Genomic DNA, 14,969 nt, shown 5'->3' with positions numbered 1-14,969 from the left:
CCGTGTGGGAACCGGTGACGACATGGTGGCAACCCACGACGGCCGCCGCGGACCGGACCATCGGCCTCAGCCGGTGACCACCTCGGGGGCGTAGACCTCCAGCCAGCACGCGAGGTCCAGGGCGCGTTCCAGGCCACGCCTCTCCGCCTGGGTGCTGACCGGTGCCTCGCGTTCGGCGGCCGCGCGGAGCCGGTCGCGGTCGACGAGGTCGAAGACCTGGTGGGAGGGCCGGGCGAGCAGTTCCTTGGCCTGTTCCTGGAGCGCACGGGCGTACTGCGGGTCCTGCGTGGAGGGGTAGGGGCTCTTGACCCGCTCGTACACCGAGCGCGGCAGGACGTCCGCGGCCGCCTCCCGCAGCAGGCTCTTCTCCCGGCCGTCGAAGGACTTCAGGGCCCACGGGGCGTTGTAGACGTACTCGACCAGCCGGTGGTCGCAGAACGGCACCCGGACCTCCAGGCCGACGGCCATGCTCATCCGGTCCTTGCGGTCGAGCAGGGCGCGCACGAAGCGGGTCAGGTGCAGATGGCTCATCCTCCGCATCCGGTACTCGAAGTCGCTCTCGCCGTCGAGCCGGTCGATGCCGGCGACGGCGGTGCGGTAGCCGTCGGCGACGTAACTATCCAGGTCCAGGGACTTGGTGAGGTCGGCGCGCAGCACGTCGGAATCCTCGCCGAAGTGCCGCGCGAAGCTGGCGAGCCAGGGGAAGGTCTCGGCGCCGCGCGCCTCCTCGTCGAAGAACTGCAGGTAGCCGCCGAAGACCTCGTCGGCGGACTCGCCGGACAGGGCCACCGTGGACTTCTCGCGGATGGCCCGGAAGAGCAGCAGCAGCGAGGTGTCCATGTCGCCGAAGCCGGCCGGCAGATCGCGGGCGCGGATCACCAGCTCGCGCACGGCGGGGTCGGCGAGGGACTGCACGTCGAGCACGATGTCCTGGTGGTCGGTGTCCGCGAGCTTGGCCACGTCGTGCACGAAGGGCGTGTCGGGCGTGCCGCGCAGTTCGTCGGCGACGAAGTTGTCGGTCTGGCCGACGAAGTCGACGGCGAAGCTGCGCACCTGCTCGCCCTGTTGGGCGAGTTGCCGGGCGGCGATCGCGGTCATGGCCGAGGAGTCGAGGCCGCCGGAGAGCAGGGTGCAGCGCGGGACGTCGGCGACCAGCTGGCGGCGCACGATGTCGTCGAGCAGCGAGCGCACGGTGGCGATGGTGGTGTCGCGGTCGTCGGTGTGCGCACGGGTCTCGAGGCGCCAGTAGACACGGGTGGACAGGCCGGAGCGGTCGACGGTGACGACCGTGCCGGGTTCGACCTCGCGCATGCCGTCCCAGACCGCGTGTCCGGGCGTCTTGATCAGCACGAGCAGTTCCCGCAGCCCGTCGAGCGTGACCCGGCGGCGGGCCTGCGGGTTGGCGAGGATCGCCTTGGGCTCGGAGCCGAACAGGACGCCGTCGGAGGTGGGGTAGTAGTAGAACGGCTTGATGCCCATGCGGTCGCGGATCATCACGAGCTTGTCGTGACGGCCGTCCCACACGGCGAACGCGTACATCCCGTTGAGCCGTTCGGCGACCGCGTCACCCCATTCGACATAGCCGTGCAGGACGACCTCGGTGTCGGAGTCGGTGACGAACCGGTGGCCGCGGCCTTCGAGTTCCCGGCGCAGTTCGGTGAAGTTGTACGACTCCCCGGAGTACACCATGGCGACGGTTCCCTCCGGGGTCGCCAGGGACATCGGCTGACGGCCGCCGGGGAGGTCGATGATCGCGAGCCGCCGGTGACCCAGGGCTGCCGGGCCCTCGGCCCAGGTGCCGCGGTCGTCCGGACCGCGGCAGGCCATCGTCTCGGTCATCGCATGCAATGTGGGGGTCTCTGTGGTCAGGTCACGGTCGAAGGAGACCCATCCGGTGATGCCGCACATGCGCTGCCTCCTGCCTCCGGCTCACCGCCGACTCCCCGCTCACCTGGGCGTTCCCGAGTGAACCGAGGACCCGGCCGGCAAACCAGTTGTATCGAGCACCTATGCGACGAGCCTCCGTCAGTTGCCCCAGGCAGTCAACTCGGCGGTAACACGGACGACCCACGAGCCCCCTGGTTTCGGCCGCGTTTTGCCGACGCGACATCCCGCGAAGTCCATGCCACCGCGCCTCTGCCGTAACGAACCGGCCACAGGAAAAAACTTCACCAAGCGCCGCGCGGGTCAGGGCTTTTCGCTCACGAACCGGTCCAGCACGGCGGTCAGCTCGGCCGGCTTCTCCAGCGGCAGCTCATGACCCGCGTCGAGGATGCGGACGACCGCGTCCGGATAGGCCTTGGCCATCCGCAGCATCTGCCGCACCGGCAGCTGGACGTCGTGATAGCCGTGCACCATCAGGGTGGGCGTGCGGATCTCGCCGGCCCGGTCGAGGACGTCGAAGGCGCGCATCGCGCCGTACAGCGCCATCACGACCTCGCGCGGGGTCGCGGCGGAGGCGCGGATGTGGGCGCGGATCTCCTCGCGCGGATGGCCGGGCGCGAAGGCGCGCTGGATGTTGGCGGCGACGAACAGCCGGTACGGCACCAGGGTGGAGGCGGCCATGAGCAGGCCCCGGCCCCGGCTGTACGTCATCCGGCCGATGGAGCCCACCAGCGCCATCCGCTCCACCCGCTCGGGGTGGGCCAGCGCGATGGTCTGCGCGATCATCCCGCCCATCGAGTGGCCGACCAGCACGAACCGTTCGACGGCCAGGTGGTCGAGGAGGGCCAGGACGTCCCGCGCCAGCTCCGCGATCGTGCGCACCCCGGCGCCGGTGCTCTCGCCGTGCCCGCGCAGGTCCAGCCGGATCACCCGGCGTCTTCCGGAGAAGTGCGCGATCTGGTGGTCCCAGCGGTGCCGGTTCGCGGTCCAGCCGTGGACGAACACCAGGGGCACCTCCCGTGCGTCACGGGGGCCCTCGTCGTCGTACGTCAGGGCCGCTCCGTCGACTTCGAGCTGCGGCATGTGAGGCCTCCTGGGGTGCGCTGCGATCCGGTTACTGACGGGTACGGTATCCGGCCGCGCGGTGCCGCGTCACCGGCTCCGACCGGGGAATTCGCACAGCGCACGGGGTGGGGGTCACCCCGAATGCCGTACTCGTGAATCCGCCCTATCGTGCTGTCATGGAGCACGCACTGAGTCCCGCGACCCTGGCCGAACTTCGGCGCCCGCGTCCCTACCCGGCGGTGTCCGTGCTGACCCCGACGCACCGCCGCGAGCCGGAGAACGGACAGGACCCCGTCCGGCTGCGCAATGTCGTCACCGAGGCGCGCAAGCGCCTGGAGTCCGACCCCGCCGTCACCCGTGAGCGGCGCACCGAGATCGAGAAACAGCTGGAACGCGCACTGGCGGAAGTGGATCTGTCACACGCGGAGGACGGCCTGGTGATCTTCGCCGCCCCCGGCGAACACCAGGTCTGGTCGCTGGCCCGCACCGTCCCCGAGCGGGTGGTGTTCTCCGACACCTTCCTCACCCGCAACCTGGTCTCCGCGCAGGCCGCCGAACGGCCCTTCTGGGTGCTGTCGGTCTCCGCCGACCGCGCCACCCTGTGGAGCGGTGGCCCCGACCGGGTCGTCGAGGACCGCTCCGGCGGCTTCCCGCTGATGCGCCGCCAGGAGAACTTCGACGCCGAGCGGCAGATGCAGATCGGTGACCAGCCGAGCACCTTCAGCGACGAGGCCACGCGCCGGTTCCTGCGCGAGGCGGACACCGCGCTGGGCGCGGTCCTGCGCGAGCAGCCCCGCCCGCTCTACGTCACCGGCGAGCAGGCCGCGCTGTCCCTGCTGGACGAGGCCGGCAGTGTCGCCAGGTCCGCCGTCCACGTCCCGCACGGGGGTCTGGCCCACGCCGACCCGAACGCCGTGTGGCAGGCCCTGCGGCCGGTCCTTGAGGAGGAGGCCCGCAAGGACGCCAGCTCCGTCATCGACGAACTGACCTCGGCACGCGGACACAAGACCTTCGCGGCCGGGGTGGACGAGCTGTGGCAGAACGCCCGGGAGGGGCGCGTCCGGCTCCTGGCCGTCGAGGAGAACTACCGGACGACCGTCCGTGACCAGGGTGACCACCTCGTCCCGGCCGAGCCCGGCGACCTGGACGCCCGCGACGACATCGTGGACGAGATCGTCGAGCAGTGCCTGGAGACCGGCGCCGAGGTCCGCTTCGTGCCCGACGGCACACTGGGCGACGCGAACGGGATCGCGGGGGTGCTGCGGTACTGAGCCGCCCCACCGGCAGCGCTCCCTGCGCGGCGTACGCTACGGCGTGATCGTCGGCGTAAGGGAGCGCACGCATGGGTGACCTGCTGGGAGTGGCGGTACTGGGCGCCGGGCACATGGGGGCCGACCACATACGACGTCTCGACCAGGTGGTCAGCGGTGCCAGGGTCGCGGCGGTTGCCGACCCCGATGTCGAGCGGGCCAAGGAAGCCGCGGCCGGCCTCGAGTCGGTGACCGTGCACCCGGACCCGGTGGCCGCCCTGGACGCGCCCGGTGTCACCGCCGCGCTGATCGCCTCCCCCGGCCCCGCCCACGAGCAGGCCCTGCTCGCCGCCTTCGCCCGCGGGCTGCCGGTGCTGTGCGAGAAGCCCATGGTGCCGGACTCCGCGGGTGCGCTGCGGGTCGTGGAGGCCGAGGCACGGCTGGGCCGCCGGCTGGCGCAGATCGGCTTCATGCGCCGCTACGACGCCGAGTACCGCCGCCTGAAGGCGCTGCTGGACGGCGGAAGCCTCGGCCGGCCCCTGATGCTGCACTGCACCCACCGCAACGTCTCCTCCCCCGGCCACTTCACCAGCGCCATGCTGATCGACAGCTCCGTCTCGCACGAGATCGACGCGGCCCGCTGGCTGCTCGCCCAGGAGCTGACGGCGGTGACCGTGCTGCGTCCCACGCCGTCCGCGGGCGCCCCCGAAGGCCTGCTCGACCCTCAGTTCGTGCTGTTCGAGACCGACGGCGGTGCGCTCGTCGACGTCGAGGTCTTCGTCAACTGCGGCTTCGGCTACCAGGTGCGCTGCGAGGCCGTGTGCGAGAGGGGCAGCGCCCGGATCGGAGACGAGCACACCATGGTCGTCACCGCCGCGGGCGGCGCCCGCGAGGAGGTGGCGCAGGACTACCTGGTCCGCTTCGCCGACGCCTACGACCGCGAGGTGCAGGCCTGGGTGGATGCCACCCGGCGGGGCGAGGTCACCGGGCCGAGCGTCTGGGACGGGTACGCGGCGTCCGTGGTCGCCGAGGCGGGGGTCCGGGCGCTGGAGACCGGCGGCCGGGTGGCCGTCCGACTCGCCCCGCGCCCGGACCTGTACGACCCCTGCGCCCAGGTCAGCCGCTGACGCTGGCCGCGCCCGTCTCCAGGTGCCCGGTGAACCGGCGCGACCAGCTCGCGTCGGAGTCGACGGTCACCGTGAAGTCGTACCAGCCGTTCTGGTAGGCCACGGCGTTGAAGTAGTCCTCCGTCGAGGCGCCCGCGGCGACGGTGTACGTCCAGGGGCCGTCGCCGCGGTAGTGGTTGGAGGTGATGGTGAACCTCACCGGTGATGCACCCGAGTTGGCCATCTTGAAGTACACCGCGAGCTTGCCCGTGCCCGGCTCGACCGCGTAACGGGTGCTCACCTCCGCCGACTTGCCCGCCTTGGTCGCGTCGCCCTGGAAGCGGCGCAGGAAGCGGTTGGGGCCGACCATGGTCAGGTCGTACTTGCCGCCGCCGAAGCCGATGCCGATGTTGAAGTAGTCGGAGGCGGTGCCACCCGCGTCGACCGTGTACTGGAACGGCGTGGTGTCCCGGTAGGCGTTCGGGTGGATGGAGAAGTGGGCCGCGCGGGAGGCCGGGCCGCCCTGGTTGGTCATGGTGAACCAGGCGAGGGTCTTGCCGGCCGCGTCGAACTCCAGGTGGTCCAGGAAGCCGTTCGGCTGGTAGGGCAGCGCACGGGCGGGGCGGGTGCCGGGCTCCTGGGCGGGCAGGGCGTTGTTCGTCGGCACCGGGTTGGGCAGCGGGCCGCAGGTGTCGATGCCGATGACGCTGGTCGCGGGCAGGGAGACCGAGCCGAAGACCGGGTTGGCGAAGTCGAAGACGCCGGTGAGGTCGCCGCTGACCTTGCGCCGCCAGTCGCTGATGTTGGGGCACTTGGCGGGCTTGCCGAGGGCGGCCGTCCAGGTCTCCAGGAACCGCAGTACGGAAGTGTGCTCGAAGACCTCCGAGGAGACCCAGCCGCCGCGGGTCCAGGGCGAGACGACGAGCATCGGGACGCGGAACCCGAAGCCGTACGGTACCCCGTTGAGGAACTCCCCGGCCGTTCCGGCGGGCGGTGCCGGCGGCGGCACATGGTCGAAGTAGCCGTCGTTCTCGTCGTAGTTGAGGAACAGGACGGTGGAGTCGAACACGTCCTGGTCGGCGGCGAGAGCCTGGTAGACGAGGTTGACGAAGTGGGCGCCGTCGCCGGGCGGGGCGTAGGGGTGCTCGGAGCAGGCCTGGTTGGGCACGATCCAGGAGACCTGTGGGAGGGTGCCCGCGAGCACGTCGGCCTTGAGGGCGGCGGCGATGTCGTCCGGGGTCGAGCCGGTCACCTTCGGCACCGAGGACATGCCGCGGTCGTACAGCGGGTCACCCGCCTTGGCGTTCGCGAAGTTCTTGAAGTAGGCGCAGCCGTTGTCCCCGTAGTTGTCCGCCGCGTTCTGGTAGACCTTCCAGGACACCCCGGCGGCCTGCAGCGCCTCGGCGTAGTTCTGCCAGGTCAGGCCGGACTCGTCCCCGCCGTCGTAGCTGGCGGGGTCGACCTTGCCGCTCCACAGGAAGGTGCGGTTGGGGCCGGTGGCGCTGAGCGTGGAGCAGAAGTACGCGTCGCAGATGGTGTAGTTGTCGGCGAGCGCGTAGTGGAAGGGGATGTCCGAGCGGTCCAGGTAGCCGAGCGAGCGGACGTTACCGACGCCCGCGACCCAGTTGTCCATGCGGCCCTTGTTCCAGGCGGAGTGCTGCGAGGACCAGGAGTGCGGCAGGTCGCCGTTGCACTGGGCGAGGGTCTCGCCGTCCTTGCCGCCGGCGGACGGGGTGGCGCTGAGCTTCCACGGGTACTGGCGGCCGGTCCAGTTCGGCTGGTTGAAGACCGGGTAGCCGCCGCTGAGGGTGATGCCGCTGCGGTCGTCGAAGCCGCGTACGCCCTTCAGCCGACCGAAGTAGTGGTCGAAGCTGCGGTTCTCCTGCATGAGGATCACCACGTGCTGCACGTCCTTGATCGTGCCGGTCGACGTGGTGGCCGCGGCGGCCGTGGTGCGCGATCCGGCGCCCAGCGCCACACCCGCCGCCACGGAAGCGCCCAGGCCCACGAAGCCTCTTCGGCTGATCGGTGTCATTCGCCCCGCCCTCGTCCGCGGAGTGCCCCTGCGGCACACCGCGGGTCAGGGTGCCCGCGCCGGTCGTCAGGGTCCAGACCGGAGCGGTGAGGCGGAGGTGAACATGAGTCAAAGTCGCCCGGAGGTCCCTCACACCCCGCCGAACAGGGTGCTCAGCCCGCGCTCCACGACCCCGGCCACGTCCTCCTGCCCGGCCGCCACCACCGCGTAGGTCCGCAGCAGGAAGCGGCGCAGCGCCGACGCGGGGAACTGGAGCAGGGCCAGACCATGGGGCGAGTGGAACTCCACGACCGTCCGGGTACGGCCGTACGGCCATATCTGTACGTCGCCGTGGCCGGCCGGGGCCCGCAGCCCCTGGTCGAGCAGGGAGCGGGCGAAGACCCAGCTGACCTCCTCGCCGTCGAGGGCGGCTGCGGCGGGAAAGTCCACGAACACGGCCAGGGGGTCGTCCGTGGTGTAGCGCAGGGTGGCCGACAGCGGGATCTCCTGGTCGTCGGCGGTGATGAGGCGAGCCTGGGCGGGCTGTTCGACGGTGATGGCATCCATGCCTTAATGGACTCCGCAAGGGCGCCTTACATGACACCAAATCCGGTCAGAGTTCGACGGGTACAAGACGGTCCGGCGCGGGCGAACACAGGAGCGACGAACATCCGGGTGAGCCGGGCATATGCGGTACACATGAGCCAACTTGCGTAGCATCTCTACGACTTGGGCCGCAGGGTGTGTACGTCTTTCGTGCGCGGGAAACGCTCCGGGAAGACTCTGGCATATGCCGGAAGCACCACCGTATCGTGTGTTGCCAAATCCCTTACGGGGCGTCGCGGGCTGTGCAAGAGTCGTAACGGTCCCCCCGTCCCTCTCTGGCCGTATCGTCCCCCAACGGAGTGCGTCATGCCGTCCCCAGTCTCCGCGGACAGCCAAGCCGCCCAGCCACCCGGACGCGGCTCGGTCGAGGCGCTGATCACGCAAGCGCGGCAGCTCAAGGGCGAGGTGGTCGCCGTACGGCGGGACACCCGGAGCGACGGCGAGGACCCGGAGGAACGCTGGCAGCGCGCCCTGTACGACCTCGCCCTGCACCAACTGGACGACCTCGACGCCCACTTGGCCCAGCTGCGGGACGGTCCGGCCGTCCCACCCACCGCCCCGCCCGCCCCCGCCGCGGCACCCGCCGTCCGCACCGTACCGGCCGGCACCCCGCGCGGCTCGCTGCTCAGCCGCGTCGGCAGCGCGGAGTGGAACCTGCTCACGGACGAGGCGACCTGGTCCGGGGAGCTGTACCAGATCCTCGGGCTGAACCCGGACGCCCCTGCCCTCACTCTGGACGAACTGCCCTCACTGGTCCCGGAGGAGGACCGGCCGAAACTGACCGCGATGGTGACGGACTGCCTGGTCGACGGCAAACCCATCGACGGCGAGTTCCGCGTCGTACGGCCCGACGGCTCCGTGCGGGCGGTGCACATGATGGGCGAACCCGTGCTCGGCGCCGACGGCGGCACGTCCTCGATGTGGGCCGTGCTGCGTGACGTCAGCGAGCTGCGCCGCTGCCGGCGGACGGTGCGCGAGACCCGTGACTCGCTGCAACGTCAGCGCCGGCAGGAGCAGACCGAGCACCGGATCGCGGCCGAGCTGCAGGAAGCCGTGCTACCGCCATGGCGCGGCTCCCTGCGGCTCCCGCACCAGGGCCCGCGGACGCTGGACCTCGCCGCCCGCCGTCTCCCCGCGGCCGCGGCCACGCTGCTCGGCGGCGACTGGTACGACGCGCTGGAACTGTCCGACGGCGAGACCCTGCTCAGCGTCGGCGATCTCACCGGGCACGGGGTGGCCGTCGCCTCCGGCATGGCGACGCTGCTCGGCGCCGTACGCGGTATGGCGCTGGCCGGCAGCCGGCCCGGTGAACTGCTCGGCATGCTGAACCAGTTACTCGACGCCACCGTGCAGCCCGCCCTCGGCAGCGCCGTCTGCTGCCGCTACCGGCCCGAGACCCGCACCCTGGTGTGGGCGCAGGCAGGACACCCCGCCCCGCTGCTGTACCGCGACGGGACGGGGCGCATGCTGAACGCACCGGACGGTGTCCTGCTCGGCGCCACCAGGGGCGCCGTCTACGGGCAGGCCGAAGAGACCCTTCAGCCCGGCGACCTTCTGCTGCTGCACACCGACGGGCTGGTGCCGGGGCACAGCCCGAGCACGGCCGTGGACCGCCTGCTCGGCCTCGCCCCGCGGTTCGGCGCGGCACGCACCGCGCTGGACTGCGTGCGCACGGTGGTCGAGGAGTTCGGCGGAGCCGGACGCGAGGACGACGCCTGTGTGCTCGTCGCCAGGGTCACCACATGAGCTGACCACGCGTTGACATCACGGCTGCAAGCGTTGACATCACCGCTGGAATTCCGCGCACAGGCCCGGTGCCTGTGCGCTCACGCCTGTGCGCTGCCCGCCCCCTTGGCCCTCGGCTTGGGCAGGGCGAGCCGGATCTCCTCCCGCAGTTCGTGGATCCTCGGATAGCCGGAGTACTCCGCGGTCAGCCGGTACATCTGACGCAGCCGGTCCCAGGTGCGACGGGAGGAGTTCGAGCCCATCGACATCAGGGCCAGCCGTGCGTAGCGGTCGGCCTGTTCGGGGTCGTCGGCGATGAAGCAGGCCGACGCCATGGACAGATGGTCGAAGATCTTCGACCGCTCCCGCCCGTCGATGCGCAGGCAGAGCGCCTTCTCCGCGTAGTACTGGGCGTGCGGGGCCGCGCTCGGGTCGAACTCCGCCAGCGTGCGGTAGGCGAGCGCCTGCATGCCGTACAGGTCCTCGTCCTTGAAGGTCTGCATCCAGTCCAGGGGCTCCTCGCCGCCCCGGTCGGCGACGAACATGTCCTCGGCCCGGCCCAGTGTGCGGCGCATCGCCTGGCCCTTGCCCATCGACGCCTGCGCCCAGGCCTCGATGGTGTGGAACATCGCCTTCGTGCGCGGCTGCAGGCGGTCGCCGGCGCCGTCCTGGGCTAGTTTCATCAGGTCCAGTGCGTCGTCGGGCCGGCCGAGGTGCACCATCTGCCGGGCCGCCCGGGACAGGGCCTCACCGGCACGCGGCCGGTCACCGCCCTCTCTGGCGGCGTGGGCGGCGATGACGAAGTACTTCTGGGCCGTGGGCTCCAGGCCGACGTCGTGCGACATCCAGCCCGCGAGGACGGCGAGGTTGGCGGCGACGCCCCACAGGCGCCGCTGGAGATGGGGTGGATGGTGGTAGGCGAGCATGCCGCCCACCTCGTTGAGCTGGCCCACGACCGCCTTGCGCTGAAGCCCGCCGCCACGGGCCGCGTCCCAGGCTCGGAACACCTCGACCGAGCGCTCCAGTTCCTCGATCTCCTGCGACCCGATGGGGGCGGCCTCATAGCGGTCGAACCCAGCGGGGTCGGCGTGCAGGGGGTCGTCGAGGACGGGGGCGTCGGCCTTCAGGGCCGGGTCGGTGTGCAGCCAGTCGTACATGGCGCTGCTGAGTGCGGATCCCGCGGCGAGCGCGGCACCCGCGCCCACCAAGCCGCGTCGGTTGAGCATGAGGTCCATTCCCGTGAATTCGGTGAGGACCGCGGCGGTCCGTTCGGGCGCCCACGGCACGCCGTCGGGATGTTCCTCGATCCCGTCGCCCTGCCGTTTCCCTGTACGCCCGTGCCGCACCAGACCGAGGTCCTCGATGGTCACGACACGGCCGAGACGCTCGGTGAACAGAGCCGCCAGCACCCGCGGTACGGGATCGCGCGGGATCTCTCCCATGTCGATCCACCGACGGACCCGGGAGGTGTCGGTCGACAGCTGGGGGTGGCCCATGGCCGCCGCCTGCTTGTTGACCAGCCTCGCGAGTTCGCCCTTGGACCAGCCGGCCAGGCCGAACAGGTCCGCAAGGCGGGTGTTGGGTTGTCCGCTCACGTCAAGCCCCCAGGTTCTCGGCTGAGTTGACAGTAGCCCTGTGGAGGTTGCCGGGCGACTATTCGCCAGGGTTCGCCAGGGTCCGCCAGATGGTGTGCCACTGGGCATCGGGTGTCGAGTAGGAACGCGCCACCCCGACCCGGTCACCGCTCGGACTGAGCGGAGCTCACGGGTGCATTCCCCAGGGTGCACCCGGGCGGCCGGGCCGGGCAGGCGCACGCTCGCAGTGCATGCGATCGGAGTACGGACTCCACCGGAGCACCGGCCCCGCGCATGTGCGCCGAGCTTCGGAAGCACAGGCAGGCACCGCAGGCACACGAAGGGATCTGTATCTCCCATGTACGCAGCGTCGTCCTCCGTGTCCGCCCCGCCCCGGCCGCTGCGCTCCCGCCCGGCAGGCGGTGGGCCGTACCTCGACCCGGTGGCGCGTCCGGGCGGACCCGTGCCGGTCGCGGGCCGGCCCCGGCGGGTCCCGGGACAGCCCGGTACCCAACCGCTCAGCGGGAGACTCGACTTGTCCGGCCCCCAGGGCGCGCAGCTGCGCACCGCGATCGCGTCGGTCCACCGGATCTGTCCGGAGTTCGCTCCGGTGCAGGTGCTGCGGCGCAGCGGACGGTCCGTCCTGCTCGTCGGGACGACCGGGCGGAGCACGGCCGTGGCCAAGTGCCTGCTGGACAACTCGCCCGCCTGGGCCGAGCGGATCCGCCACGAAATAGCCGCATACCGCGCGTTCGTCCGGCACCGGCCACCGGTCCGTGCGCCGAGGCTGATCGCGGCGGACCCGGACAACTGCACACTGGTGATCGAGCGGATGCCGGGCCGGGTGGCGGCGCTGCAACGGCATCCGGTGGAGGCGCCGCCCCGCGCGGACATCCGGGCCGCGCTGGGTGCGATCTGCCGGGTGAACGCCTGGCGGCCCCCGGCGGGTGTCTTCGACCGGCCGCTGGACTACGGCGCCCGGATCTCCCGGTACCACGAGCTGGGCCTGCTCACCGATCGGGACCTCGGCGACCTCCAGAAGCTGCTGCACGGCATCGCCCACGAGGTGGGCCGCCAGGGGATGCTGCAGTTCTGCCACGGCGATGCCCTGCTGTCGAACATCCTGCTGTCACCGGCCGGTCCAGTGCTGGTGGACTGGGAGCACGCGGGCTGGTATCTGCCGGGGTACGACCTGGCGACGCTGTGGCTGGTCCTCGGGGACGCGCCGGGGGCCCGGCGCCAGATCAGCCAGACCGCCCAGTCGGCGGGTCCGGCCTCCCGGGACGCCTTCCTGGTCAACCTGATGCTGCTGCTGACCCGGGAGATCCGTACGTACGAGACGGCCGTGCAGCGTTCGATGCACGAGGTGACCCCGGCGGCACCGGGCCTGGCCCACCCGGGTGCTGCGCCGTCCGGCGAGGAACAGCGGCTGCTGCTCAGGCGGCTGCACGACGACTGCCAGATGGCCCGCAAGGCCGTCCGCGCGGCGGTCGGCACTCGCTGACGGGGACGACGGTTCCGCGGTGCGCCAGAGCGGCGGCGCACCGCGGACCTTCGTATGTCCGGCCCCGGTTCTGACCACTGGTGTACGCCAGTGACGCGTCGCAGGCCCGCGCGCCGCCGTCGCGAAACTCGCCGAAACCCCTCCGTGACATGGCAAATCGCCGTCCTGAAGGCATCATTGACGGATCGTCGGCCAGCAGGTACCACTGACCCAGCTCGGCGCCGCACGCCCCGCCACGCCCGCCCGTCACAGGAGGCCGCATTGCGAGGTTCCGCCACCGATTCCACGTCCACAGCCGGCCACAGACAAGTGCGGCGGGCCGCCGGCCCGCTGGCCTCGGCGGCCCTGCTGCTGCCGCTGCTCGGCGCGGCTCCCGCCCACAGCACGCCGGACTCCTCCGCGGGCCGGCTGCAGCACGCGTTCGCCACCGCCGCGGCCGAGTACCACGTGCCGCAGAGCGTCCTGCTGGCCGTCTCCTACCTCCAGTCCCGCTGGGACTGGCATGCCGGCGCGCCCAGTGTGTCCGGCGGCTACGGCCCGATGCATCTCACGGACGCCCGGACCGCGATCGCCACCACGGAGCACAACGCCGAGGGCACGGAGGACGCCCGCGGCGACGGCGCACGCGCCGCCGTGCACCCCACCATCAAGGTGCCTGCCGAGTCCGTGCTCCCGGCCCGCCTCAAGACGCTGCCGAAGGCGGCCGAACTGACCGGCCTGACGGCCGAGGAGCTGCGCACCGACCCGGCGGCGAACGTGGCCGGCGGCGCCGCCCTGCTCGCCGCCGCGCAGAAGCGGCTGGGCGAGCCGCTGAGCGCCGACCCGGCTGACTGGTACGGCGCGGTGGCCCGCTTCTCCGGCGCCGACGACTCGGCGACCGCGGCGGCGTACGCGGGCGACGTGTTCGACGTTCTGCGCACCGGCGAGGAGCGCACCACGGACGACGGCCAGCTGGTCGTGCTCGCCGCCCAGCCGGGGCTGACCGCCGACACCGCCCAGCTGAAGCGGGCCGGTCTCGGCACGCTGCCCACGGACGACGTCGAGTGCCCGCGGTCGGTGTCCTGCGAGGCGGTCTGGGCGCCGTACGCACAGTTCGGGAACAACGACTACGGCAACCACGACCTCGGCGACCGTCCGGTGTCGCAGAGCATCAAGTACATCATCATCCATGACACGGAGGGCGCCTGGGACGGGGTGCTGAACCTGATCCAGGACCCCACCTATGTGTCGTGGAACTACACCATCCGCTCCACGGACGGTCTGATCGCCCAGCACGTCAAGGCGAAGGACGTGGCCTGGCACGCGGGCAACTGGGACATCAACGCCCGGTCCGTCGGCATCGAGCATGAAGGTTTCCTCGCCAATCCGGACGCCTGGTACACGGAGGCGATGTACCGCTCCTCGGCCCGGCTGGTGAAGTACCTGGCCCGGAAGTACGACATCCCGCTGGACCGCCAGCACATCCTGGGCCACGACAACGTGCCCGGCCCGACCACGTCCACCATCCCCGGCATGCACACGGACCCGGGCCCTTACTGGGACTGGCGGCACTACTTCCAGCTGCTGGGCCACCCGTTCAAGCGGACCGCCGGCAAGAAGTCCGGGCTGGTGACGATCCTGCCGGACTACGCCACGAACCAGCCGGCGTACACGGGCTGCACCACCGGCGGCGAGCCCTGCACGGCACACGGCTCCGACGAGGTGCGGCTGTACGCGGACCACGACGTGAACGCGCCGCTGATCAAGGACATCGGGCTGAAGAAGGACCCGACCATCGATGTGAACGACCTGTCCTCCCGGGTCGCCACCGGTCAGCAGTACGCGGTCGCCGACCGCTGGGGCGACTGGACCGCGATCTGGTACCTGGGCCAGAAGGCCTGGTTCGAGAACCCGCGCAAGGCTCCGACGGCGGTGCCCGCCAAGGGTGTGGTGATCACCCCGAAGGAGGGCCTGGCCGACGTCCCGGTGTACGGCAGGGCCTACCCGGAGAAGGAGGCCTACCCGGCGGGCGTCCCCGCGCAGTCGGTCGTCCCGCTGCCGTACACGATCCCGGCCGGGCAGAAGTACGTGGTCGGTGACGAGGTGCCGGGCGAGTACTACTACTCGGTCACCTTCACCACCGACTCGCACCGGGTCGTGGTGGGCAAGGACCTGTACTACGAGATCCAGTACGGCCACCGGGTCGCCTTCGTCCGCGCCGCGGACGTGACCCTCGAGGGCTCGGCCGGCTGATCGCGGGCC

General features: G+C 71.4%; 10 protein-coding genes. 5 read left to right on the top strand and 5 right to left on the bottom strand.

Annotated elements, in window-relative coordinates; translation table 11 throughout:
• Positions 1-66: 66 nt before the first annotated feature.
• Together asnB and BFF78_RS38780 are read right to left on the bottom strand one after the other, a co-directional pair.
• The gene (gene asnB / locus BFF78_RS38785; protein ID WP_069782725.1) at positions 67-1,908 is read right to left on the bottom strand and encodes an asparagine synthase (glutamine-hydrolyzing); all 1,842 of its coding nucleotides are present in this window, start codon (positions 1,906-1,908) and stop codon (positions 67-69) included.
• Positions 1,909-2,187: 279 nt separating this feature from the next.
• A complete protein-coding gene (locus BFF78_RS38780) occupies positions 2,188-2,967 on the bottom strand; it encodes an alpha/beta fold hydrolase (RefSeq protein ID WP_069782724.1) in 780 nt (259 codons plus the stop codon).
• A gap of 158 nt (positions 2,968-3,125) precedes the next feature.
• Here BFF78_RS38780 and BFF78_RS38775 point away from each other — a divergent pair, with 158 nt between their 5' ends.
• Together BFF78_RS38775 and BFF78_RS38770 are read left to right on the top strand one after the other, a co-directional pair.
• A complete protein-coding gene (locus BFF78_RS38775) occupies positions 3,126-4,220 on the top strand; it encodes a baeRF3 domain-containing protein (RefSeq protein WP_069782723.1) in 1,095 nt (364 codons plus the stop codon).
• Positions 4,221-4,291: 71 nt separating this feature from the next.
• Positions 4,292-5,326, top strand: coding sequence for a Gfo/Idh/MocA family protein (locus tag BFF78_RS38770; RefSeq protein ID WP_079161662.1), 1,035 nt, complete (start codon positions 4,292-4,294; stop codon positions 5,324-5,326).
• Here the strand turns inward: BFF78_RS38770 and BFF78_RS38765 are convergent.
• Both BFF78_RS38765 and BFF78_RS38760 read right to left on the bottom strand, forming a co-directional pair.
• Complete coding sequence (locus BFF78_RS38765) at positions 5,316-7,340, bottom strand: phosphocholine-specific phospholipase C (protein ID WP_069782722.1); 2,025 nt, start codon at positions 7,338-7,340, stop codon at positions 5,316-5,318. The genes BFF78_RS38770 and BFF78_RS38765 overlap by 11 nt on opposite strands.
• Positions 7,341-7,469: 129 nt before the next feature.
• Positions 7,470-7,886, bottom strand: coding sequence for an SsgA family sporulation/cell division regulator (locus BFF78_RS38760; protein ID WP_069782721.1), 417 nt, complete (start codon positions 7,884-7,886; stop codon positions 7,470-7,472).
• Positions 7,887-8,231: 345 nt separating this feature from the next.
• Between BFF78_RS38760 and BFF78_RS38755 the strand changes: the two genes are divergently transcribed.
• Complete coding sequence (locus BFF78_RS38755; RefSeq protein ID WP_069782720.1) at positions 8,232-9,671, top strand: PP2C family protein-serine/threonine phosphatase; 1,440 nt, start codon at positions 8,232-8,234, stop codon at positions 9,669-9,671.
• Between the two features lie 80 nt (positions 9,672-9,751).
• Here the strand turns inward: BFF78_RS38755 and BFF78_RS38750 are convergent, their stop codons facing one another.
• On the bottom strand, positions 9,752-11,245 hold the full coding sequence (locus BFF78_RS38750; protein WP_069782719.1) for a DNA-binding protein NsdB: 1,494 nt from the start codon (positions 11,243-11,245) through the stop codon (positions 9,752-9,754).
• Positions 11,246-11,582: 337 nt separating this feature from the next.
• Between BFF78_RS38750 and BFF78_RS38745 the strand changes: the two genes are divergently transcribed.
• Together BFF78_RS38745 and BFF78_RS38740 are read left to right on the top strand one after the other, a co-directional pair.
• Entirely contained in the window at positions 11,583-12,728 is a 1,146-nt protein-coding gene (locus BFF78_RS38745) for an aminoglycoside phosphotransferase family protein (protein WP_069782718.1), read from the top strand.
• A gap of 261 nt (positions 12,729-12,989) precedes the next feature.
• Positions 12,990-14,960 carry an N-acetylmuramoyl-L-alanine amidase gene (locus BFF78_RS38740; protein WP_069782717.1) on the top strand — a complete coding sequence of 657 codons (1,971 nt, stop codon included), beginning with the start codon at positions 12,990-12,992 and terminating at the stop codon, positions 14,958-14,960.
• Positions 14,961-14,969 lie beyond the last annotated feature (9 nt).

It is taken from the genome of Streptomyces fodineus (genome assembly GCF_001735805.1).
Taxonomy (GTDB): Bacteria; Actinomycetota; Actinomycetes; order Streptomycetales; family Streptomycetaceae; genus Streptomyces; species Streptomyces fodineus.
The sequence above is the reverse complement of the archived record's forward strand: the minus strand, read 5'-3'. Positions and strand labels throughout refer to the sequence as shown.

Coding starts and splice junctions, on each gene's coding strand:
- BFF78_RS38755 (WP_069782720.1), top strand. CDS start 8,232: ATGCCGTCCCCAGTCTCCGCGGACAGCCAAGCCGCCCAGCCACCCGGA.
- BFF78_RS38780 (WP_069782724.1), bottom strand. CDS start 2,967: ATGCCGCAGCTCGAAGTCGACGGAGCGGCCCTGACGTACGACGACGAG.
- BFF78_RS38760 (WP_069782721.1), bottom strand. CDS start 7,886: ATGGATGCCATCACCGTCGAACAGCCCGCCCAGGCTCGCCTCATCACC.
- BFF78_RS38745 (WP_069782718.1), top strand. CDS start 11,583: ATGTACGCAGCGTCGTCCTCCGTGTCCGCCCCGCCCCGGCCGCTGCGC.
- BFF78_RS38765 (WP_069782722.1), bottom strand. CDS start 7,340: ATGACACCGATCAGCCGAAGAGGCTTCGTGGGCCTGGGCGCTTCCGTG.
- BFF78_RS38770 (WP_079161662.1), top strand. CDS start 4,292: ATGGGTGACCTGCTGGGAGTGGCGGTACTGGGCGCCGGGCACATGGGG.
- asnB (WP_069782725.1), bottom strand. CDS start 1,908: ATGTGCGGCATCACCGGATGGGTCTCCTTCGACCGTGACCTGACCACA.
- BFF78_RS38775 (WP_069782723.1), top strand. CDS start 3,126: ATGGAGCACGCACTGAGTCCCGCGACCCTGGCCGAACTTCGGCGCCCG.